The sequence below is a fragment of the Janthinobacterium sp. SUN026 genome (genome assembly GCF_030397625.1).
Classification (GTDB): Bacteria; Pseudomonadota; Gammaproteobacteria; order Burkholderiales; family Burkholderiaceae_D; genus Janthinobacterium; species Janthinobacterium kumbetense.
This window is the reverse complement of sequence record NZ_JAPQNU010000001.1, coordinates 1,470,636-1,490,637: the sequence shown is the minus strand read 5'-3', so window position 1 is coordinate 1,490,637 and position 20,002 is coordinate 1,470,636. Positions and strand designations below refer to the sequence as shown.

20 protein-coding genes are annotated in these 20,002 nt (G+C 63.2%); 5 read left to right on the top strand and 15 right to left on the bottom strand.

All coding sequences use genetic code 11. The features are described from left to right. Positions 1 to 81: 81 nt before the first annotated feature. Positions 82 to 1,140 (bottom strand): DUF4105 domain-containing protein, encoded by a 1,059-nt coding sequence (locus OX459_RS06795; RefSeq protein ID WP_289904294.1) that lies wholly within the window; start codon positions 1,138 to 1,140, stop codon positions 82 to 84. Between the two features lie 183 nt (positions 1,141 to 1,323). Here OX459_RS06795 and OX459_RS06790 point away from each other — a divergent pair, with 183 nt between their 5' ends. Continuing rightward, complete coding sequence (locus tag OX459_RS06790) at positions 1,324 to 2,028, top strand: hypothetical protein (protein ID WP_289904292.1); 705 nt, start codon at positions 1,324 to 1,326, stop codon at positions 2,026 to 2,028. A gap of 2 nt (positions 2,029 to 2,030) precedes the next feature. Here the strand turns inward: OX459_RS06790 and OX459_RS06785 are convergent, their stop codons facing one another. Continuing rightward, a complete protein-coding gene (locus tag OX459_RS06785; protein ID WP_289904291.1) occupies positions 2,031 to 3,200 on the bottom strand; it encodes a mandelate racemase/muconate lactonizing enzyme family protein in 1,170 nt (389 codons plus the stop codon). A gap of 97 nt (positions 3,201 to 3,297) precedes the next feature. Between OX459_RS06785 and OX459_RS06780 the strand changes: the two genes are divergently transcribed. Next, the gene (locus tag OX459_RS06780; RefSeq protein ID WP_289904290.1) at positions 3,298 to 4,257 is read left to right on the top strand and encodes a LysR family transcriptional regulator; all 960 of its coding nucleotides are present in this window, start codon (positions 3,298 to 3,300) and stop codon (positions 4,255 to 4,257) included. A gap of 3 nt (positions 4,258 to 4,260) precedes the next feature. Continuing rightward, on the top strand, positions 4,261 to 5,124 hold the full coding sequence (gene motA, locus OX459_RS06775) for a flagellar motor stator protein MotA (protein WP_077406831.1): 864 nt from the start codon (positions 4,261 to 4,263) through the stop codon (positions 5,122 to 5,124). 27 nt (positions 5,125 to 5,151) lie between these two features. Here motA and OX459_RS06770 read toward each other — a convergent pair whose 3' ends face one another. From OX459_RS06770 to OX459_RS06740, 7 genes are all read right to left on the bottom strand, one after another. Beyond that, on the bottom strand, positions 5,152 to 5,550 hold the full coding sequence (locus OX459_RS06770) for a VOC family protein (RefSeq protein WP_289904288.1): 399 nt from the start codon (positions 5,548 to 5,550) through the stop codon (positions 5,152 to 5,154). A gap of 147 nt (positions 5,551 to 5,697) precedes the next feature. Next, positions 5,698 to 7,164 (bottom strand): PLP-dependent aminotransferase family protein, encoded by a 1,467-nt coding sequence (locus tag OX459_RS06765; protein ID WP_289904287.1) that lies wholly within the window; start codon positions 7,162 to 7,164, stop codon positions 5,698 to 5,700. A 10-nt stretch (positions 7,165 to 7,174) separates the two neighbouring features. Next, the gene (locus OX459_RS06760) at positions 7,175 to 7,759 is read right to left on the bottom strand and encodes a LysE family translocator (RefSeq protein ID WP_289904286.1); all 585 of its coding nucleotides are present in this window, start codon (positions 7,757 to 7,759) and stop codon (positions 7,175 to 7,177) included. 177 nt (positions 7,760 to 7,936) lie between these two features. After that, positions 7,937 to 8,422 carry a MarR family winged helix-turn-helix transcriptional regulator gene (locus tag OX459_RS06755; RefSeq protein ID WP_251351612.1) on the bottom strand — a complete coding sequence of 162 codons (486 nt, stop codon included), beginning with the start codon at positions 8,420 to 8,422 and terminating at the stop codon, positions 7,937 to 7,939. Further along, the gene (locus tag OX459_RS06750) at positions 8,415 to 9,746 is read right to left on the bottom strand and encodes a S41 family peptidase (RefSeq protein WP_289904285.1); all 1,332 of its coding nucleotides are present in this window, start codon (positions 9,744 to 9,746) and stop codon (positions 8,415 to 8,417) included. The genes OX459_RS06755 and OX459_RS06750 overlap by 8 nt, the downstream gene beginning before the upstream one ends. Before the next feature lie 327 nt (positions 9,747 to 10,073). Continuing rightward, a complete protein-coding gene (locus tag OX459_RS06745) occupies positions 10,074 to 11,891 on the bottom strand; it encodes a DUF4153 domain-containing protein (protein WP_289904284.1) in 1,818 nt (605 codons plus the stop codon). 102 nt (positions 11,892 to 11,993) lie between these two features. After that, positions 11,994 to 12,431: a hypothetical protein gene (locus OX459_RS06740; RefSeq protein ID WP_289904282.1), complete on the bottom strand. Its 438-nt coding sequence runs from the start codon at positions 12,429 to 12,431 to the stop codon at positions 11,994 to 11,996. 82 nt (positions 12,432 to 12,513) lie between these two features. On the opposite strand from OX459_RS06740, the gene OX459_RS06735 reads away from it, so the two are divergent. Beyond that, positions 12,514 to 12,903, top strand: a complete 390-nt coding sequence (locus tag OX459_RS06735; protein WP_099667219.1) for a MerR family transcriptional regulator — start codon at positions 12,514 to 12,516, stop codon at positions 12,901 to 12,903. A gap of 58 nt (positions 12,904 to 12,961) precedes the next feature. On the opposite strand, the gene OX459_RS06730 is transcribed toward OX459_RS06735, so the two are convergent. The 3 genes from OX459_RS06730 to OX459_RS06720 form a co-directional block, all read right to left on the bottom strand. Beyond that, positions 12,962 to 13,603 carry a choice-of-anchor C family protein gene (locus OX459_RS06730; RefSeq protein ID WP_251351617.1) on the bottom strand — a complete coding sequence of 214 codons (642 nt, stop codon included), beginning with the start codon at positions 13,601 to 13,603 and terminating at the stop codon, positions 12,962 to 12,964. A 156-nt stretch (positions 13,604 to 13,759) separates the two neighbouring features. Then, the gene (rraA, locus tag OX459_RS06725; RefSeq protein ID WP_035820358.1) at positions 13,760 to 14,254 is read right to left on the bottom strand and encodes a ribonuclease E activity regulator RraA; all 495 of its coding nucleotides are present in this window, start codon (positions 14,252 to 14,254) and stop codon (positions 13,760 to 13,762) included. A 32-nt stretch (positions 14,255 to 14,286) separates the two neighbouring features. Next, complete coding sequence (locus OX459_RS06720; RefSeq protein ID WP_289904281.1) at positions 14,287 to 15,522, bottom strand: MFS transporter; 1,236 nt, start codon at positions 15,520 to 15,522, stop codon at positions 14,287 to 14,289. Positions 15,523 to 15,622: 100 nt separating this feature from the next. Here OX459_RS06720 and OX459_RS06715 point away from each other — a divergent pair, with 100 nt between their 5' ends. Next, positions 15,623 to 16,423 carry a helix-turn-helix transcriptional regulator gene (locus OX459_RS06715; protein ID WP_180278731.1) on the top strand — a complete coding sequence of 267 codons (801 nt, stop codon included), beginning with the start codon at positions 15,623 to 15,625 and terminating at the stop codon, positions 16,421 to 16,423. Between the two features lie 112 nt (positions 16,424 to 16,535). Here the strand turns inward: OX459_RS06715 and fliD are convergent, their stop codons facing one another. The 3 genes from fliD to radA form a co-directional block, all read right to left on the bottom strand. Continuing rightward, positions 16,536 to 17,921 (bottom strand): flagellar filament capping protein FliD, encoded by a 1,386-nt coding sequence (gene fliD, locus OX459_RS06710; protein WP_289904280.1) that lies wholly within the window; start codon positions 17,919 to 17,921, stop codon positions 16,536 to 16,538. A 229-nt stretch (positions 17,922 to 18,150) separates the two neighbouring features. Beyond that, positions 18,151 to 18,471, bottom strand: a complete 321-nt coding sequence (locus OX459_RS06705; RefSeq protein ID WP_289897244.1) for a PilZ domain-containing protein — start codon at positions 18,469 to 18,471, stop codon at positions 18,151 to 18,153. Between the two features lie 131 nt (positions 18,472 to 18,602). Further along, positions 18,603 to 19,979: a DNA repair protein RadA gene (gene radA / locus OX459_RS06700; protein WP_099667214.1), complete on the bottom strand. Its 1,377-nt coding sequence runs from the start codon at positions 19,977 to 19,979 to the stop codon at positions 18,603 to 18,605. Positions 19,980 to 20,002: the final 23 nt, after the last annotated feature.

Below are 20,002 nucleotides of genomic sequence, written 5' to 3'. Positions count from 1 at the left end.
GGCCTTCTTATTATTTAGTCATGAAGTGAGACCGGCCGCAATGTGCGGCCGGTCGGAATAGCGACAGTATAAAGCAGGCGCTTACTGCCTGGGCATTTGCAGCTTCGGGTGGCCCGTTTCATCGTAGCCCGGCATGCCGCGGCGGATCGCATGCGAAAAGTCCGCGTCGTCGTTGGCCGCCCGCGCGCGCGCCGTGACGTGGCCGCCATCGCGCAGCTGCTGGAAGGTCTGGCCGGGCACCAGGCCCTTGACGTCGAACAGGTAGCGGTCCAGGTAGCCCGAAGCCATCAGCCGATAGTCGAGCGGCAGGCCCGGCACGATGCGGCGCACCATCTCGAAGACGATGGTGGTGCAGTTGGCCGTCAGGGTGTTGTAGAACTGCGGCTGGTTCTTCAGCGCTTGCGCCTCGTCCAGGTAGGCGAGGAACAGCGAGCGCATGGCCGCCTTGGGCATCATCACGCGGTACAGATGCATGTCCTCGCCCCGCGCATTCGTGCGCACGCGCAGGATGTCGCGCTCGTCGGCGGCGATCAGGCTCATCTCGAAATGCTTGAAAAAGCCGCCGATGGCGGAAAAGCTCTCGCCCTTTTCCTTGCGGATTTCGATGGAAAACGTCAAAAAGCGCCCGTCCGCAAAGCCGAACGAAATCAGGGTATGCGCGATGTACGGCCCCGTCCAGTACGACAGCGCCGTGTCCACCGTGCGCAGCTCGTCGAGGTCGTAGCTGCGCTGTTCCCACTTGACCGTGTAGTCGTCATCGCTGCGCCAGTCGAAATTGCGCACATTGTCCAGCGTGACGGTGCTGCCCTTGATCGTGCCCGTCACGTTGCGCGCCACGTCGTCGGCCCACACGCGCTGCTGTTTCGGCGTGATGAGGCTCCACCACAGGAGCAGCAGGAGAAAACCGGCCGCATACGGCAGCAGCACGCGCGCATCGCCGCGCGTCCACCACAGCGCGATGCTGGCCACGCCCAGCGCGCCCCACAGCAGCGCGCCGATGGCTTGCGCGGCCGTGCCGCCGGACAACTGGTACCACAGCGCCAGCGCGCCCCACAGTGCGGTCAACAGGAGAATCAGGGAAACGGCCATTTTGCCGATACTGCCCAGCACGGAGCGGGCACGATGTGATAAGAAAGTCATGCCGCAATTATAGGGCCAAGCGCAGGAACAGGTACGTTCAGGCAAGTGCCGCGGCAACAGGCCCCGACGGCGCAATCATTGCTTGCCTGCTAATTTATTTCATGAGAGCATATTGCCAAAATAAAATGTATAGACAAGGCGGCCTGTCACGGCAGCGGCGCCTTGGCCTTCCCAGGAGATACCTTGCAGCCCCCTTCCCTGTACGCCCTTGCCGGCAGTCTCAATTCCCTCTTCATCGTCGTCAGCCTGTACGGCCTGTGGTCGCAGCTGCAAAAAATCTGGCAGCGCAAGCGCGATGCCGGCATCGGCGCCGGCAAGACGACCGACATCCTGTCCATCAACCAGTTCACCGTCAGCTTCCTCGCGTATTGCGCGTTCTTTGTGTACGGCTACTCGATCGCGCCGTTCAACCACTACATCGTCTGGCCCCGCCTGGTCGCCTCGCTGATCGCGCTGGCCATCCTGTATGAAATCCACCGCGACCGCCGCAGCTTGACATCGCGCAATGCGCTGCTGGCCTGCGCGCTGCTGCTGTGCGCGGGCATGGCGGGACTGGCCTTCGGCCGCACCTTCAGCGATGAAAAGCGCGTGATCTCGCAAGGCCTGCTCGTCGCCGTCACCGTGCTGCTGGCGCAGGGCTACGCGCACCAGATCCGTTTGATCTGGCGCTCGGGCAAGACGGGCGCCGTGTCCCTGAAAATGAGCCAGTTCATCCTCGCCATGGATGCCAGCACCATCTTCTTCGCCTGCGTCATGGGGCTGGAAACGGGCTGGCCCTTGCTGCTGCTGGCCTGCGTCAGCGCCACGACCAAGCTGATCATCATGTGGCTGTTCCGCTGGGAAAAGAGCAGCCCCGCCGCGCAGGTGAAACGCCAGGCGCCGGCCTGAGCCTATTGCCCGTTCAGCGCGCGCATTTCCGCATACAGGTTCGCCTTGCCCTCGAAGCCGATGCCGACCAGGTCCGGCATGGTGATGTGGCCGTTTTCCACTCTGACGCCGTCGGGGAAGCCGCCGAACGGCTGGAATAAATCGGGATACGATTCATTGCCGCCCAGGCCCAGGCCCGCCGCGATATTCAGGGACATCTGGTGGCCGCCGTGCGGGATGCAGCGGCTGCGCGACCAGCCGTGCTGGTGCAACATGTCCAGGGTGCGCAGGTATTCCACCAGGCCGTAGCTGAGGGCGCAGTCGAACTGCAGCCAGTCGCGGTCGGCGCGCATGCCGCCGTAGCGGATCAGGTTGCGCGCATCCTGCATGGAAAACAGGTTCTCGCCCGTCGCCATCGGCTTGTCGTAATAGCTGCGCAAGGCCGCTTGCAGCTCGAAGTCGAGCGGATCGCCCGCCTCTTCGTACCAGAACAGGTCGTACTGGCGCAGCGCCTTGGCGTAAGCGATCGACGTGTCGAGGTCGAAGCGGCCGTTGGCATCCACGCACAGCTTTTGCCCATCCTGCAGCACGTCCATGATGGCGTCGATGCGGCGCAAATCCTCGTCCAGCGAAGCGCCGCCGATCTTCTTCTTCACCACGGTGTAGCCGCGGTCGATATAGCTGCGCATCTCGTCCTGCAGGGCGGACAGGCTCTGGCCCGGGTAGTAATAGCCGCCGGCCGCATACACGAACACTTGTTTGTCCGGCACCCCCGTGCCGTGGCGTTCGGCCAGCAGCTGGAACAGGGGCTTGTTCTCGATCTTCGCCACGGCGTCCCAGATGGCCATGTCGATGGTGCCGATGGCTACCGAGCGCTCGCCGTGGCCGCCCGGCTTTTCATTGGTGTACATGCAATCCCACACCTTGTGCGGGTCGAGGTTGGCGCCGTCATCCGTCACGAGGCTGGCCGGATCGGCATCGAGGATGCGGGGGATGAAGCGCTCGCGCATCAGCATGCCCTGGCCGTAGCGGCCATTCGAATTGAAGCCGTAGCCGACGACGGGCTTGCCGTCGCGCATCACATCCGTGACGACGGCCACCAGGCTCAGGGTCATCTTCGTGAAATCGATGTAGGCGTTGCGGATGGGGGAAGAGATGGGGATGGTCTTTTCGCGGATCTCGACGATTTTCATGCGGGTCTCCTGTATTTGAATGGTGACGCCAGCTTAACCGCGATACGTAATCGTATAATCGATAGTAATTTAAACCATTCTTCACTTGAAGTTAATAATGAAAAGCGACGCCACCACGGAAATGGCCTTCTTTGTGCTGCTGGCCAAGCTGGGCAGCCTGTCGGCCACGGCGCGCGAGCTGGGCATCACGCCGCCCGCCGTCAGCAAACGGCTGGTGCTGATGGAGCAGCGCCTGGGCGTGCGTTTGCTGAACCGCAGCACGCGGCGCATCAGCCTGACGGGCGACGGCGAAAGTTATCTGCAGCAGGCGCGGCAAATCCTCGACGATATCCGCGCCATGGAAGAGTCGCTGGCCAGCGGCAGCGCAGAACCGAAAGGCTTGCTGCGCGTGAATGCCACCTTGGGTTTCGGCCGCACGGTGATCGCGCCCCTGCTGTCGCAATTCGCCCTGCGCCACCCGCAGCTGGAAGTGCAGCTGCAGCTGACGGACAGCCCCATCAACCTGGTCGAGCAGGCGTACGACCTGGGCATCCGCTTCGGCGACTTGCCCGACACGCGTTTGTCGGCGCGCAAGATCATGTCGAACCGGCGCTTCCTGTGCGCCTCGCCCGCCTACCTGCAGGCACACGGCACGCCGCGCACCCCGGACGAGCTGGCGCAGCACCGCTGCATCGTGCACCGGCAAAACGATGACGCCTACGGCATCTGGCGTTTGAGCAAAGGGCGCGCCACCCACACGGTGAAGGTGCGCGGCACGGTGGCCAGCAACGATGGCGACGTGGTGCTGGGCTGGGCCCTGGACGGGCACGGCATCCTGCTGCGCTCGGAATGGGACCTGGCCCGCTACCTCGACAGCGGCCGCCTGCGCGTGGTGCTGGACGATTACGCGCTGGCGCCGGCCGACCTGTACGCCTATTATCCGAGCCGCCACCAATTGCCCGCCAAAGTGCGCGCTTTTATCAATTTTCTCATCCAGCAGCTGCAGCCGGACGCGGCTACCGCAGGCAAATCGGGTTACACTACAATATTGCGATATGGCAATATTATGAAGGAGTAGGTTTTGCTAGTCATACTCGGATTTCTCGTCGTGCTGTTTTCCGTCTTCGGCGGCTTCGCCATGCAGGGCGGCCATTTGGCGGCCCTGTTCCAGCCGCTGGAACTGCTGATGATCGGCGGCGCGGCGCTGGGCACCTTCTTTGTCGGCAACGACGCCAAGGCCATCCGCGCCACGTTCGCGGCCATCCCCACCCTGTTCCACGGCTCGCAATACACGAAGGCGCGCTATATGGAACTGATGGGGCTGATGTATGAAATCCTCAGCAAGATCCGCAAGGAAGGCTTGATGTCGGTCGAGGACGATATCGACGACCCGTACCGCAGCCCCATCTTCGTGAAATACCCGTACACGCTCGGTGACGAGCACATCCTGGAATTCATTACCGATTATCTGCGCCTGATGGTGTCGGGCAATATGGATGCTTATCAGATCGAAAACCTGATGGATAACGAGATCGAGACGCACCATGAAGATGCGGAAATGCCGATCCAGACGATTTCGCAGCTGGCCGACGCCATGCCCGCCTTCGGCATCGTGGCCGCCGTGATGGGCGTCGTGCACACGATGGCGTCCGTCGGCTTGCCGCCGGCCGAGCTGGGCGTGCTGATCGCGCAGGCGCTGGTGGGCACCTTCATCGGCATCCTGCTGGCCTACGGCTTCATCGCGCCGCTGGCCAGCTTGCTGCGCCGCAAGCACCATGAAACGGCAAAGATGTACCAGTGCGTGAAAGTGACCTTGCTGGCCAGCCTGAACGGCTATGCGCCGGCGCTGGCCGTGGAATTCGGCCGCAAGGTCATTTCCGCCACGGAACGCCCCTCGTTCAGCGAACTGGAAAACCACGTGCGCCAGGTGCGTACGAAAAACTGATACGGCCTGTTCCGCTTGCTCGGCGCGTCAAGCTTCCGGCGCCGTCCAGACCAGGTTCCACAGGTGGCCATCGATATCCTCGAAACCCTGGTCGTACATGAAGCCATGGTCTTCCGGCGGATGCGGTATGCGGCCACCGGCGGCCTTGGCCCTGGCGATCAGGCTGTCCACCTCTTCCCGGCTTTCGCAACTGAGGCAAATGACCACTTCATTGGCCTCTTTTGCCTTCGCCACCGGCTTGCCGATCAGGGACTGGAAAAAGGCTTCGGTCGTCAGCATGGCCTGGATGGTGTCGTCGACGATGTTCATGAAGGCCGCGTTTTCGCCGCTGAAGCGGGAATTGAAGGTAAAGCCGAGGGCGGAAAAGAAGGCCCTGGATTTCTCCAGGTCCTTCACGGGCAGGTTGAGGATGATCTGTTTGTTCATGGCGCTTCCTTGTTTCCCTGGTGAAAGTGGAATGGGCAACCGGTGCGCCGTCCCGGCGACGGGTGGCGGCATACCAAATTGACACGCTGGCAAAAAAAGAACCCCTCCAGAATATCAACAAATGACAAGGAAAGGCGCAGACCATGCTCAGGACTTGCCGCCGAGGCTGGCGGCGCCGCTGGCGCGGGCCAGGCTTGAGCGTGCGCCAGCCACCGCGCGCAGGCGTTCTTCAAGGTAGGCGCTCACGCGGGGATGCTGGCTGAAGGCGACGTTGAAGCGGATGTGCTGGTCGGGCGTGTCGTTGGCCGAGAACGCGGCGCCGCGCATCAGCAGGATCTTGTTGCGGTAGGCGTCCTGCACCAGCAAGTCCACGTCCAGCCCTTCGGGCATGCTGCCCCACAGGAAAATGCCGGCGTCGCCGGGTTGCTCGAACAGCACGCCGGCCGCGCTCAATTGCCGCGTGCTGGCGTTGCGCGCCACCATGATCTTGCGTTGCAGCCGCTCCAGGTGCTTGCGCAGGTTGCCGGCCTTGAGCACTTCCAGCAAAACGTATTCGTTCAGCGCAGGCAAAGTCATGATGGCGTGGATCTTGGTGCGCATCAGCAGCTTGAGCAAGGCGGGCGCCGCGGCCAGGTAGCCCATGCGCAGGGCCGGGCTCAGCGCCTTGCACAGGCTGGAGTAGTAGATCACACCGTCCAGTCCGGACAGCGATGCCAGCCGCGTGCTGTGGCCGGGCTGAAAATGGCCGTGCACGTCGTCTTCGGCGATCAGGAAGCCATGCTGCTGCGCCATGATCAGCACCTTGTGCAGGTTGGCGGCGCTGCTGCTCCACCCGGTGGGGTTGTGCAAGGCCGTCTGCACAAACAGCAGGCGCGGACGGTGCGCGCGGCAGGCCGCTTCCAGCTCGTCCAGGTCGAGGCCATCGGGGCGGCGCCTGATGGGCACCAGGCGCACGCCGTCCTGGCGCAGCCTGCCGAACATCAGGAAATATCCGGGGTCTTCCACCAGCACCGTATCGCCGGGCTGCAAAAACGTGCGGCAGATCAGATCGATTGCATGGGTGCCGCCGAACGTGGTGAGGATGTGGCTGGCGTCCGCGGCGACGCCGATGCCGCGCAACAGCAGCGCGATCTGCTCGCGCAGTTCGGCCAGCCCTTGCGGCGGACAGCGCGAGGCCATGCCGGCCGCGCTGCGCGCCAGGCCACGCTGCACGGCGGCCGCCGGCAGCGCATCCTGCAGCCAGGTGGGCGGCAAGGCTCCGCTGCTGGCCAATATCACGCCCGGACGCTGGTCGTTCACTTGCTGGCTCAGCCAGACCGGCTCCTGCTCCTGGCCTGCTTCCAGCGCCACCTCGTCGGGAATGGCGCTGCCGGCGTCAGCTGGCGTGCAGACGAAGAAGCCCGTCGTGCCGTGCGTATCGATGACGCCTGCGGCCACCAGCCTGTCATACGCCACCACCACGGTGTTGGTGCTCACCGCGAGCTGCGTGGCAAGCTGGCGGATCGACGGCAGCCTGGTCCCGCCGGGCAGGACGCGTTGCGCGATCTGCTGGCGCAATGCGGCCTCGATCTGCTGGAACAGGGCGATGGGCGAGGAGCGGTCGATGGCGAACATGGGTGGCAGTCTAGCGCAAAAACAGCACGGCGAGGACCAGCAGGACGGCCCCCATCGCCAGATTGAATATGCGCTGGTTGCGGGGCGCTTTCAGCACGCTGCGGATCGAGACGCCGAACAGCGCCCACATGGCGTTGCACGGCGTGCCCACCACGGTGCCGGTCGCGGACACCAGCAGCGCGCTGGCGAGCATGTTGCCCTGCGCAGGCATGAAGACGGACGCCATGGTGACCGCCTTGAGCCAGCTCTTGGGGTTCAGCGCCTGAAACAGCGCCGCCTGCGCAAACGACACGGCCTTCGGCGCGCTGCTTCCCGCCACCGAGGCGCCGGCCAGCTTCCAGGCCAGGAATATCAGGTACAGCGCGCCCGCGATCCGCAGCACCTGCTGCGCCATCGGATACGCGACGAACACGCTGCCCAGCCCCACGCACATGAGCACGGTCTGCACGAAGATGCCGGCCTGGATGCCGAGAATCACCGGCAGCGCACCGCGATAGCCGAAATTGGCGCCGGTGGTGGCCAGCATGACGTTGTTCGGCCCGGGCGTGGCGGACATCACAAAGCAATAGCTCATCAGGGGCAAGAGTTCGGTCATGGCAGGCAGTCGCAGCGTGGAGAAGGCCCCAGTCTAGAAGCGCGGCACGCCAGGGACAAGGCACAAGGCGACGCATACAAGCACATGCTGTATCAGTCGAACGACTGCTACAGCGGCCCCCCGCCCGGACAAGCATGCGGAAAGCTCTGCTCGTGGCCTGAAGCGGAACCGTCTCCGTCAGCCCGGGGAATCGATGCGTTTGTCCAGCGGCTTCGCGTGGAGGGCATCGGCGGCCCGATCCACGAATTGCCTGACGTCCCCCACCTCGGCAAACAAGCCGGCATAGGCCGCCCGTATCAGCACCGTGCACTGCCCGAATTTCGCCAGCTGCGACAAACCCTCATCAGTGGGCATGAATATCCGTCGCCGGGCATCATTGTCATCGTTCCGATGCTGTATCAGGCCCAGGCGGAGCAGCTTGGGTATCTTTTGCATGACCAGCTGGTGCGAATGTCCGAGTTCGCGCGCCAGGTCCGAGGCGGAGGCCGTGCCGAGCGTCGCCAGAACAGTCATCAGCGAACACGAACGCACCGGGATGACGATCCCCATCGTGTCGAAGACGCTCTTGGATTGCTCAGCGATCAGGACGCTCAGCCGTTCGACGGCGCGGCCGAGAAACACGGCGTCATCGATCGCGGCCGGGTGAGGTGTCTTCTCAGTCAAGGCGCTTGTACCTCTGGATGCTGCCGTCCTGGTTCACGCGTTCCAGCGCCGTCACTTTCCCGCGCGAAACATTCAAGCGGTATCGAAAATCCGACACGCCTTCCACCGCGAACAGGTCGGGACCGATCGGCTCCAGCGCGACGCGAAACCGGTCGCGCCAGATAATGTAGAGTGCACCCTTGTCCAGGACAAGCTGGCGGCCGTCATATTTTCCGGCGGCTTGCGTCAACAGCCCGGCATCGACATGCGGGCGCTCGATCGCTGCCGTCAAGCTGGGGAGCAGCCAGGCAAGTTCGGTTCGCCTGGCCTCATCGGTCTTCGCCAGATGTTCAAGCGCCAGCTTGTGCGCCAGAGGCAGCGCGCGGATGGACGGGCTTGGGATATCGGGTTGCACGCCGGTTCCTTCGAAATCGCCATGCTCCACGGGATCCTGGATCTGGCCGATCGGCACTTGCACGAAAAAATCGTCGTTGAGCGGCTTGCGTGCCACCGGATGCGCACCACCGGCGGTGCGCTCCCCGATCAGGGTCGCTCGCCCGAGCTTCTTCATCGCATAGGAAAACCATTCTGCGGAGGAAAACGACGTGGAGCCGGTCAGGATATACACGGGCTTGTCCACCATGCGCTTGCCCGGCAGGCCCGGCAGCACCCATTGCCCGCGCTGGATACGTTTGCCATCCTCATTATAGTAATAGTCGAAGAGCAGCTGGTCTTTCTCGCTGGAGAAGAAATAGCTCGCCAGAAACTGCGCCATTTCCAGATGCCCGCCATTGTTATAGCGCAAATCGATGATGAGGGCGTCCGTATTGCCGACGAAGCGCATAACGGACGCCGCCGTATCATGGGCAAGTTCCGGATCGGCAAAATAGCTGAAGCGTAGATAGCCGATATTTCCCTTCAGGCGAGCGACCTCGTCGAAACCGAAATTGGTCTCCTCCAGCCTGCTCAATTCTTCTTTGCGTATCTTGGCCTTGAGCGTCGGGTCGGCCTTTGCCTTGAATTCCGCTATCCATGCTGGGTCGGCGCCCACGAAGAAATGCAGGTCGCCGCTGACTTTGACGAGGTCGTCCGTCAGCTTGCCCGCAAACTCTGCCTGCGTCGTCGCCGAGTCATAATCGCCCTTGGTCAGATGCTCCTGAAGCACCGGCGCAATTTTTCTGGCGATGTCCGGAAACGCGTAGTTTGCATTCAAGGTGCTATTGAGGGAGGCGATGATCTCGCTCTTTTCATTGCGCGAAAGGCCAGGCTCCCCGGCAAAAGCGCCCGGTGCGCACAGGATGGACAGCGCCGACAGCGCTTGAAGCAGACATAAGTGATAACGCATTCTGATGTTCCCTCCCCTCGGTGAAATCCAATCATACAATATATTGCGCAACATATTGCAGAAAAATCAAATCACCTCGATGAGGAAAATAAACAACCTCCGCTTCCGTCCGATCTGCTCTCGCCAGAAGGGGGCTTCGGCCAGCGCTGTCAGATTCAACGCTTCAGTGGCAGCCTCCGGCCGGCTATCGTCATTCGCAACTTCCGCCGATACGGGACCGTCGGAATGATGCAGTGCACGACATTGCTGCCTTCAGGGCAAGCTGGCGGTTCGGTCCCGTGCTGCGCGCCCCGCTGCAAGCCCCGCTGCGCGCCCTCCTCCTGCCATCTACGGCGCCGGCGCCGTTTCATCCGGGCAGCTGACCTCGTCCTCCGGCGTATACAAGGTCATCGGCACGCGCTGGCCATCCACTTCCAGCTCGCGTACCTTCGGCGTCACCAGCTGGAACTGGCCCGCTTGCAGCTTCTCGCGCAGGGGCTTGCAGCGCAGGGCATCGGTGGGGATTTGCCCGCGCGCCGTCCAGCTGCCGTCTTCTTTTTCCGCCAGCAACACCGACGAGGCGCGCGGATCATTGCTGATCAGCAACACGTCCTGCTTACCGTCGCCATCGAAATCGAGCAGGTAGGCGTCGCACTGCGGCCCTGCCCGCTTCAAGCAGGCGGGCAGGCGCCAGGCGGGGCCCACTTGCGTCCAGTCCTGGCGCAGGAAACTGTCCGGCAGCTTCGCCGTCGCCGGACGCAGGGTCAGGTTGATCGACACGTCGCTCAGCGCGCCCGTCTCGTCGAGGCGATTCTGGCGCTTGAGCATGGCGTCGGCGCGCGCCCGCACGATGGCCGCATCCGGGCCCGTCGTGCGTTTCGTCAATTCCTGCAGGGCCGCCTGGCCATAGCGGGCGCCCTGGAAGCGCAGGTATTCGAAATCGAACTTGTCCACGCCCACCTTGCCGCTGTCCAGGCGCGCCATCTGGCTGGCCACGGAAATGCGCGCCGGGTCGGCCAGCGGCGAAAACAGGGCAAACAGCACCAGCAGGGTCACAAAGGCGGTGGCCACGTTGACGTTGGCGATCAGGTGCAGCCAGTCGCCATACTTGCTGGCCGCCCAGGCATAGCCGGCCGCGTAGCAGGTGGCGACCAGCAGGCAGGCGGCAGCGATCAGGCGGTCGGACGTCCAGCCGTGCGACATCACGCGCAAGGTCAATGCATAGATGGCGATGCCCACCACCCACGGCAGCAGCAGGCAGGCCAGGCGCGTGCCCAGGCGGATGCCGCGCGCCACGCCATGGCCCACTTCGCCGTTCTGGAAGGCGGCATTGATCAGCACCACCAGCACGCCGGCCATGCCCAGCAGCACGGACGCCGCATGGCGCGTGGCCCACAGGCGCTCGAAGCCGATGAAAGGCAAGGTCAGCAGGAAACCGGAGACGAGCACGGCGGCGATCGGCATCAGCCACGACAGCAGCACCAGCAGCAAGGTGCGGATGCCGCGCACGATGGATGGGCGCACGTCGGTGATGTGAATGGCAAATGAAAACGCGAAGCAGATGACGGGAATCACGAACCAGGCCTGGCCCAGCAGCTTTTTCAGGAAACTGAGCTTGATCAGCAGGAACAGTTGCCCGCCCAGCCACAGCACCAGCCACAGACCCAGCACGAACAGCAGGGAAAACAGCAACTGAATGCCCAGCTTCCAGGCGATTTCAAAGTAGGTCGGGTAGCGGGCGATGCGCCGGCCATCCTGGGCGCTGGCCAGCACCAGCGCGTGGGCGATATAAAACCCCACGACGCAAAAACCGAACAGCTGGGCTGAAATCACGCGCAGCGGCGCGCCCGGCTTGTAGTTGCCCCAAATCACGTGCTCGGCGCCACGCGCCACGTCGTGCCAGGCCAGCACGGCCAGCACGATGGCCGCGCCCGCCATCCACAGGGCGATGCGCTTGAGCGACATGTGGCCCAGGCTGGACACCAGCAGGATGGGCAGCAGCAAGCTGATCAGCATCAACGGACCCAGCAGGTAGGCTTCCGTGGCGGGCCACACCTTGTCTTGCGCCGTGCTGTACAGCCAGTACAGCAGCAATCCTTGCAGCAGGCCCGTCACCAGGCGCGTCACCGCGATGCGCGGCGCCACCACCGGATCGAGCAACGCCATGTTTTTTCCTGCGGCATCCTGCTGCATAGTCATTCCCTTAATAGTCGTTCATTGCAGTCATTGTTGCACTGCGAGCACGGCCATTATTGCATTTCGTTATCGTCATCTCAACAGCGATTCGCGCGCGCGCCCTTCCGGCCCACCCTCGCTGCGGCGCACCGGCAAGCTTTGCGCGAGGCCCCAGGCCAGCTCCGGCACGAGGAATAGCCACAGCAGGGGCTGGCCCGTCATGAGTAAGGCCCACGCCATCCAGGTGGAAAACAGGTAGCGGGCCACCGCGTCATAGCGGCCGAAGCGCGGCTGCGGATCGAGCATGCGCAGCACCGACCAGACCATCACCACGCTGCCCAGCAAGCTGCTGATGAGCAAATGCAAGGGTTCGAACACTGGCAGTGGCGCGCCGCCCAGGGCCAGGTTGATGGCGTTCAAGTGCTCGCGCAGCAGCAAAAACGTCCACGGCGTGGTAAACGGGGCAATCATGAGCACATCGTAAATGGCGCTGGCGCGCACCACGCGGCGGAAGGCGGAAACGGACAACATGGCAACTCCTGTGTATGGAAAGCATCCATTCTCAAGGCTGGAGTACACTCCATGGTCAAGCATTTTATGAAGGAATATTTCCATGCAGATCGGCGAGATGGCGCAGGCGACGGGCTTGAGCCGCGATACCCTGCGCTTCTATGAAAAGCGGGGCTTGCTGCGCGCGCGGCGCGGCGCGAATGGCTACCGCGACTACCCGCCCGAAGCGGCGGACTGGCTGCGCTACCTGCGCACGGCGCAGCAGCTGGGTTTTACGCTGGCGGAAATCGAGGCCGACATGCCGCTGCTGGCCGGCGCAGGCGATCCGGCCATGGCGGACCTGCTGCGCGCGGCGCTGGCGCGCAAGCTGGCCGACATCGATGCGCGCATCGCCGGCTTGACGCAGTTGCGCGGCGAACTGGCGCGACGGATGGAGCCGCAGGCGGCCGCCTGTCCGTTGCGGGGAGATGCCGATGCAGCACCAGCTCCCTGAAAAACAAAAACCGCCTGGGCATGGCCGCAGGCGGTTTTGACGTGGCGCAAGGCTGGAATTACTTGGCGGCCTTGCGGCGGCGCAGGAAACCCATCAGGCCCAGGCCGGCCAGCAGCATGGCGTAGGTTTCCGGTTCCGGCACGGCGGCCATCACGGAAACATTGTCGATCACGGCGCCCGAGTAATTGTCGAACGGCGTACCGGCCTTGGCGGCGCTGGCAAACGACAGGGTCGCCAGGCCCGTGGAAGCGGCCGTGAAACTCAGGGTATTGCTGTACAAGGTATTCGAGGCGGCGGCCGTCGAGTAGAAATCCCCCACCACGCCACCGAAATTGACGCTCACGCCCTGGCCTGCGGGGCCGCCGGAATTGCGCGCCATGTCAAAAGTCAGGCTGTAGGTCTGGCCGGCAACGACGCTGAAATTTTGCGACAGGAAACCCGGACCTGGCGTACCCAGCAAATCGACGCTGTAGCCGTTGATGGCGTTATACGCATTGCGGATCAGGTCGACGGAACTGGCGCCCACGGTCCAGCCCGTGATGGCCGACGAACCGCTGTTGACGACTTTAAAGCCGCTGTCGAAGGTATAGCCGGAAGCAACTGTTTCAAAATTGCCATTCGTGATCAGGTTGACGGGGCTGGCGCTGGCAGTGCCGGCAGCAAACAGGGCGACAACGGCTGCGATGGTGGCGATTTTCATGAGTTGATTTCCTTGCCTTATTGGCATTAAAGTTACCTTAAGTGAAATCATATCTCAGCCAGGATGAAAATCCAAGAACTTTGCAAAAATATATTTAATGTGAGCAATTTGCAACGTCTTCAGGCGCCCGTCCCCCTTCCTCCGGAGGGCGACACCTCAATCAAGCTCTTGCCGCGCCACCAGGATGCCATCCGCATCGGCGTAGATCCAGTCGCCCGGATGCACGGCCACGCCGCTGATCTGCACGCGCACGTCGCGCTGGCCGGCGCCCGTCTTGTTGCTCTTGCGCGGATGCGTGGCCAGGGCGCGCACGCCGATCTGGCAGACATTGATTTCCTCGCTGTCGCGGATGCAGCCATCGACGACGATGCCGGCCCAGCCGTTGCTTTCGGCCAACACGCCCAGCTGGCCGCCCACCAGCGCGCGGCGCAGGCTGCCGCCGCCGTCGATCACCAGCACATGGCCCTGGCCCGGCGTTTCCAGGGTGCTGCGCACGAGGGCGTTGTCTTCGAACACGTGCAAGGTGGTGGCGGGGCCGCTGAAGCGCACGCGCTGGCCGAAGGCCCGGTACACGGGCGGCAGCACGGCCAGGGTGCCGTCGTCCAGCATGGCTGCATAGTCGTCGCACAGGTCGGTGGTGGCAAAGGTCATGGGGATTCCTTTCGTGGCAGATGGCAACGATTCTATGCCTTTTGCAGCGCCGCGGCACGTGTTTTGCCGCCCACGCCCACGGCCGTGGCGATCGCCAGCGCCTGGAACAGGCCGATGAAGACGAACAGCATGGCCGGATGGTCGCCATCCATCAGCGCGCCAAAGAACAGAGGGCCCACGGCCAGGCCGCTGTCGAGACCCGAATACACGACGCCATACACGCGCCCGGTGGCATTCTTCGGCGCCGCCGCGCGTATCATCAGGTCGCGCGACGGCCCTGCCACACCCGACATCAGGCCGATGGCGCCCATCAGCACCACCGCGCCCCAGGCCGGCACGACGGCCATGCCCAGCAGCACGGCCAGCAACGCGGCGGCGGCAAAGGCGATCGCCACGTTGCGGTCCGGCTGCTTGCTGCGCGCGCCCACCACGCCGCCGGCCAGCATGCCCACGGCCGAGGCCAGCATATAGGCCGTGTAGGCGCTCGTGGCCAGCGCCAGGCTCATGCCGTACAGCTTGACGAGGGCCACGCTGGCAAAGCTCTGGATGCCGCCCAGGGCGATGGCGGTAATGAAGAAGAAGGCAAAGCACATCCACACTGCCGGCAGGCGCAGGAAGTCCAGCGTGCCTTCGCCGGCGGCGGCCTGGCCCGGCGCGGCCTGTTTCACGGGTTCGGGGCGGATGGCGTGGCGGTTCAGGAACAGGATCAGCAGCACGCCGAACGGCAGCACGGCCGCGCATTGCAAGGCCACCCGCCAGTCGTAGTTGGTGGCGACATACGTCATGAACAGGGGCGCCAGGGCCCAGCCGATATTGCCGCTGATGCCATGCACAGAAAAGCCGTAGGCCACGCGGGCCGCCGACACGCGCTGGTTGAGGATCGTGTAGTCGGCCGGATGGAACACGCTGTTGCCCATGCCGGCCAGCATGGCGCCCAGCATCAGCGCCGCATAGCTGTGGGCGGTGGACAGGGCCAGCGCCGATACGCCCAGCAAGAAAATGCCGGAAAACAGCACGGCACGGGCGCCGAAACGGTCGACGACAAAGCCGGCCAGCGCCTGCCCCACGCCCGAGATGATGAAGAATACCGTCATCAGCAAGCCCAGTTCCGCATACGACAGGTCGAAGGCGGGTTTCAGCCAGACGAACAGGGCCGCGAGAATCAGGTGATAAAAGTGCGACACGCCATGCGCCAGCCCCACCAGGGCGATGACGCGGGCATCGCCGCGCAAGGTGGGAAGTCCGGATGCCGAGTTAGTTGTTATCATGTCATACCCTGTCTTATACTGGTGAAGCTCAAGTGTATGCAAAATACCATCGTCTGTTTTCCGACAGAACGACATAATTTATCGAATTAAGGCCAAGCTGATGGGTGTACCTATCCTCCACCATACCCGCATGTGTCCGCCACGGGAAGCGCCCAGCGCCACCATTCCCGTGACCATGATCGCGCGCGACCTGCAACCCGATGAATTTTTATTGCCGCACAGCCACCCATGGGGCCAGGTCACGATGGCGCTCGAAGGCGTGCTGCGCATCACCGCCAACAACAGCAGCTGGGTGCTGCCGCCCATGCGCGCCATCTGGATCGCGCCCAACGTGGAGCATGCCGTCACGATACTGGAAAAAACCCGCTTGCGCCCCCTGTGCATCCATGCCGCGCGCGCGCCCTTTGCGGGCCACGACTGCAAGGTGCTGGAAGTATCGAATTTGCTGCGCCAGCTGATCATGGCGCTGGAACAGCTGGATCCGGGGCAGGAACCGGCGCGCGAGGCGCTGCTGGCCGAACTGATCCTCGATGAATTGAAACGCTCGGCCACGCGCCCCATCCGCGTGCCCTTACCTGGCGACAAGCGCCTGAAAAGCCTGTGCGACAGCCTGATCGAGAAACCGGGCTTGAACCAGACCCTGGAACACTGGGCGCAGCAGGTCGGCGCCTCGGAGCGTACCCTGGCGCGGCTGTTCGAACGGGAATTGGGCATGAGTTTTGGCCAGTGGCGCCAGCAAGTGCGCCTGGCGCACGCGGCGCCCCTGATCGCGCGCGGCGTGCCGCTGTCGCAAGTGGCCGAAGAACTGGGCTACGCCAGCCAGTCGGCCTTTTCCGCCATGTTCAAGAAGACTTTCGGCAGTTCGCCGTCAGCCTTCTTTGCCCAGGGCGACAGAATCTAGCCAACTGGAAAGCGCGCCGATACAGCGCTCAGGGCAAGGCGCAGCGCCGCAGGCAGTACGCTGGTACGGCAAGGCGATGCAACGCCGCCATGGGCGCTTTAGCGGTGCGCTCTCAAGCCATGAAGTCAAAGAGCGAATTCTTGCCGGTATAACCCGGCAAGGCCGAATTCGTTCCCATCTGCTCCTGCGCGGAATACGCTTTCACCAACGCCTGCGCCTGGGCCGTCAGCGCCTTGGCCAGCACGGCTTTCTTGTTGGTGAGCGTCGTGATGTCTTTGCCGACCGTCTGCACTTCCTTGCGGATGATGCTCGTTTCACCCGTCAGCTCGCCGATCTTGCTGGCGAACTGGTCCGCCACACCCTTGCCGTTATTCGTGAACATCTTGCTGACGGCGTCCGGATCGGCCGCGATGGCGGCCTTGAGCTTTTTATCGTCGAGCACCAGCTCGCCGCTCTTGCCCAGGGTCACGCCGGCGCTGCCCAAGACCGAGGAAGGCACGCCCGTGCTGGCCGTGCGCAGCACTTGCTCCATCTGCGAGCGCACTTGCCCCAGGGCCGTGTCGGACTTCAAGTCGCCCTGCTGCAGGCTCTGCAGCTTGCTGTTGAGTTCATTGTAGGCCGTGACGAAACTGGCCACGTTGCTGGCGATCTGGCTGCTGTCCTTGGCGATGACGAGGTCGGTCGTGCCTTTTTTCTTCAATTCGATGGTGGCGCCCTCGACAGCCGTCGTCAGGGTATTCGTGGCGCTCTTGATTTCCTTGCCGTCGACGGTCAGCAGCGCATCCTGCGCGGCGGCCGTCTGCTGCATGCCCTTGCCGGCGCCGGGCGCATAGCTGAGCAGATTGCTGACGGCCGCGTCGCCGGACACGCTGATACGCATGCTGCTGTCGGCGCCGCTCTTGCCGTTCAGGGCCAGCGAGTAGCCATCGGGGCCCTTGACCACGCTGGCGTCGATGCCCTGCTGCTTGAGCGCGGCGGCGATGCCGTCGAGGCTATTGTTGCTGCTGTCGATGGTCACCGCAATGATCTTGCCGCTGCCGGGTGTAAATTGCTTGCCGTCGGCCGAGCCCACTTCGATCTTGACCAGCGCGGGCGCACCCGTGCCGATGGCCGCGCTCGATGATTTCTGCGCGCCGCTGAGCAAGGTCTGTCCCTGCGCCAGTTGCTTGACGTTCATTTCATGGGTGCCGCTGACCGCCTTGTCGGTAGTGGTGGCGCTCAGCACATCCTTGCTGCTGGACGTGGCCGACGTGGCCAGGCCGCTGCCGGCCATGTTCTTGGCCACGGTCTGGAATTTCGCCAGCGCCGATTGCAGCTGGCCCAGGCCGGAGAACTTGGCCTGGTCGCGCGCCAGGCTGGCGTTGAGCTTGACGACGCCCGTGTTTTGCGACTGCATCTGGCGCTCCACCTTCGCATACACATCGGCCGAGATATTGCCCTGCGTCGTCTGTTGCGTGTTGTTGGTGTAGGCCCTGCTGTTGATGGTCGAATTAAACATGGTAGGCGTTCCCGTCGGGTGTAAGGTCATGGCACACGGTTCAGGTCCTGACCGTGCTGCGCTGGAAACGGACGGCAGGCGCGCATGGCGCGGCAAGGTCCCTCTTCTGGTTGATAATTATGCAGTATTACCGGAATATCAAAACAGCGAACAGAACAGGTTTTTCCTGACTGCAAACCCATATGCACCATTTTAGCGCAATCACTTGCCGTTTATCTTCGGGCGTGCCTCAGCGCATGAATTTCGAAATGGCGCTGCTGACGGCCATGTCCAGCTGCTGGAAAGTGAGTCCCACCTTGAAACCGGCACTGCTGAAAATGCAGTGCGAGACGGCCACGCGCGCCTCGATGATGTGCGCCGCGCCATCGTAAAACAATTCGAACAGCACCTTGCCCTTCTTGCCTGTCGGCACCGGTTCCGCGATGACGGCCGACATGCCGCCCGGCCCCACGTCGAGGGTGCGCGCCGCCACGGGGCCCGCGCCATCCATTACCAACATTGCCTTGGCACGCAATATCTTGCGTGCGCCCTGCCTTTGCTCAACTGACACTGTATTCCGCTTCTCTATCTATGCATTGTCGATGCGGATGCGCGAGGCGCATCCATCGGACAAATATTATAGTTCTAAACGGAAATTTTGTTTGACTTGTCTCAAGCTTGGCATTTAAACCATACCAACTTTTACTCGTGGTCGCGCAGCTTGTTGAACGCTTCATCGATGCGCTCGACGCCGATGACCTTGAGGCCCTCGATGACTTGCTTGGGCAAGTTCGACTTGGGCACCACGGCCAGGGTAAAGCCCAGCTTGGCCGCTTCGCGCAAGCGCTCCTGGCCCCGTGGCGCGGGACGGATCTCGCCGGCCAGGCCCACTTCGCCAAACACCACCAGCCCTCGCGGCAGCGGCTTGTTGCGCATCGATGAGTTAATTGCCAGCAACACGGCCAGGTCGGCCGCCGGTTCCGTGATCTTCACGCCGCCGACGGCGTTGATGAACACATCCTGGTCGAAGGCGGCGATGCCCGCGTGGCGGTGCGCCACGGCCAGCAGCATGGCCAGGCGGTTCTGCTCCAGGCCGACGGACAAGCGGCGCGCATTCGGCAAATGGCTCGTATCGACCAGGGCCTGGATTTCCACCAGCAGCGGGCGCGTACCTTCCTGCGTCACCATCACGCACGAGCCCGGCACCTGGTTGTCGTGCTGCGACAAAAACAGCGCGGACGGGTTCGACACTCCTTTCAAGCCCTTTTCCGTCATGGCGAACACGCCCAATTCATTGACGGCGCCGAAACGGTTCTTGATGGCGCGCACGAGGCGGAAGCTGGAATGGGCGTCGCCCTCGAAGTACAGCACCGTGTCGACGATGTGTTCGAGCACGCGGGGACCGGCCAGCGCGCCCTCTTTCGTCACGTGGCCGACCAGAATGATGGTCACGCCCGTCTGCTTGGCCGCGCGCGTGAGCTGGGCCGCGCATTCGCGCACTTGCGCCACGGAACCGGGCGCCGAGCTGAGCGCGTCCGAATACACGGTCTGGATGGAGTCGATCACCACCACTTCCGGTTTTAAATCGGCCAGGGTGGCAAGAATCTTTTCCAGTTGGATCTCGGCCTGCAGTTTGAGTTCCTTGGCGTCGATGACGAGGCGCTTGGCGCGCAGGGCGATCTGCGCGCCCGATTCCTCGCCGCTGACGTACAGCACGCGCTTGTGGTGCGACATATTGGCCAGCGCCTGCAGCAGCAGGGTCGACTTGCCGATGCCGGGGTCGCCGCCGATCAGCACGACGCCGCCCGCCACCATGCCGCCGCCCAGCACGCGGTCGAATTCCTCGATGCCCGTGCCGAAGCGGGGCACGTCGATGGCGTCGATATCGTCGAGCGACAGCACGGGCGCCGTCTGCGCCAGCGACATGTGCTGCGGGTTCGAATAGCGGTTGTTGCCGCCCGTCTCGGGCAGGGTTTCCACCATGGTGTTCCACTGGTTGCACGAGGTGCACTGCCCCATCCATTTGTTGCTGATGGCGCCGCAATCGCTGCAGGTGTAGATGGTCTTGACTTTTGCCATGGTGTACTTTGCCCGGGTAAGGT

What these genes read in the sequence shown, in the direction of transcription:
- OX459_RS06765 (WP_289904287.1), bottom strand. Translation starts at nt 7,164, where the DNA reads ATGTTCGCCATCGACCGCTCCTCGCCCATCGCCCTGTTCCAGCAGATC.
- OX459_RS06780 (WP_289904290.1), top strand. Translation starts at nt 3,298, where the DNA reads ATGAAAAGCGACGCCACCACGGAAATGGCCTTCTTTGTGCTGCTGGCC.
- OX459_RS06745 (WP_289904284.1), bottom strand. Translation starts at nt 11,891, where the DNA reads ATGGCGTTGCTCGATCCGGTGGTGGCGCCGCGCATCGCGGTGACGCGC.
- OX459_RS06715 (WP_180278731.1), top strand. Translation starts at nt 15,623, where the DNA reads ATGGGTGTACCTATCCTCCACCATACCCGCATGTGTCCGCCACGGGAA.
- rraA (WP_035820358.1), bottom strand. Translation starts at nt 14,254, where the DNA reads ATGACCTTTGCCACCACCGACCTGTGCGACGACTATGCAGCCATGCTG.
- OX459_RS06740 (WP_289904282.1), bottom strand. Translation starts at nt 12,431, where the DNA reads ATGTTGTCCGTTTCCGCCTTCCGCCGCGTGGTGCGCGCCAGCGCCATT.
- OX459_RS06785 (WP_289904291.1), bottom strand. Translation starts at nt 3,200, where the DNA reads ATGAAAATCGTCGAGATCCGCGAAAAGACCATCCCCATCTCTTCCCCC.
- OX459_RS06720 (WP_289904281.1), bottom strand. Translation starts at nt 15,522, where the DNA reads ATGATAACAACTAACTCGGCATCCGGACTTCCCACCTTGCGCGGCGAT.
- OX459_RS06735 (WP_099667219.1), top strand. Translation starts at nt 12,514, where the DNA reads ATGCAGATCGGCGAGATGGCGCAGGCGACGGGCTTGAGCCGCGATACC.
- OX459_RS06750 (WP_289904285.1), bottom strand. Translation starts at nt 9,746, where the DNA reads ATGCGTTATCACTTATGTCTGCTTCAAGCGCTGTCGGCGCTGTCCATC.
- fliD (WP_289904280.1), bottom strand. Translation starts at nt 17,921, where the DNA reads ATGTTTAATTCGACCATCAACAGCAGGGCCTACACCAACAACACGCAA.
- OX459_RS06760 (WP_289904286.1), bottom strand. Translation starts at nt 7,759, where the DNA reads ATGACCGAACTCTTGCCCCTGATGAGCTATTGCTTTGTGATGTCCGCC.
- OX459_RS06795 (WP_289904294.1), bottom strand. Translation starts at nt 1,140, where the DNA reads ATGACTTTCTTATCACATCGTGCCCGCTCCGTGCTGGGCAGTATCGGC.
- OX459_RS06730 (WP_251351617.1), bottom strand. Translation starts at nt 13,603, where the DNA reads ATGAAAATCGCCACCATCGCAGCCGTTGTCGCCCTGTTTGCTGCCGGC.
- radA (WP_099667214.1), bottom strand. Translation starts at nt 19,979, where the DNA reads ATGGCAAAAGTCAAGACCATCTACACCTGCAGCGATTGCGGCGCCATC.
- OX459_RS06770 (WP_289904288.1), bottom strand. Translation starts at nt 5,550, where the DNA reads ATGAACAAACAGATCATCCTCAACCTGCCCGTGAAGGACCTGGAGAAA.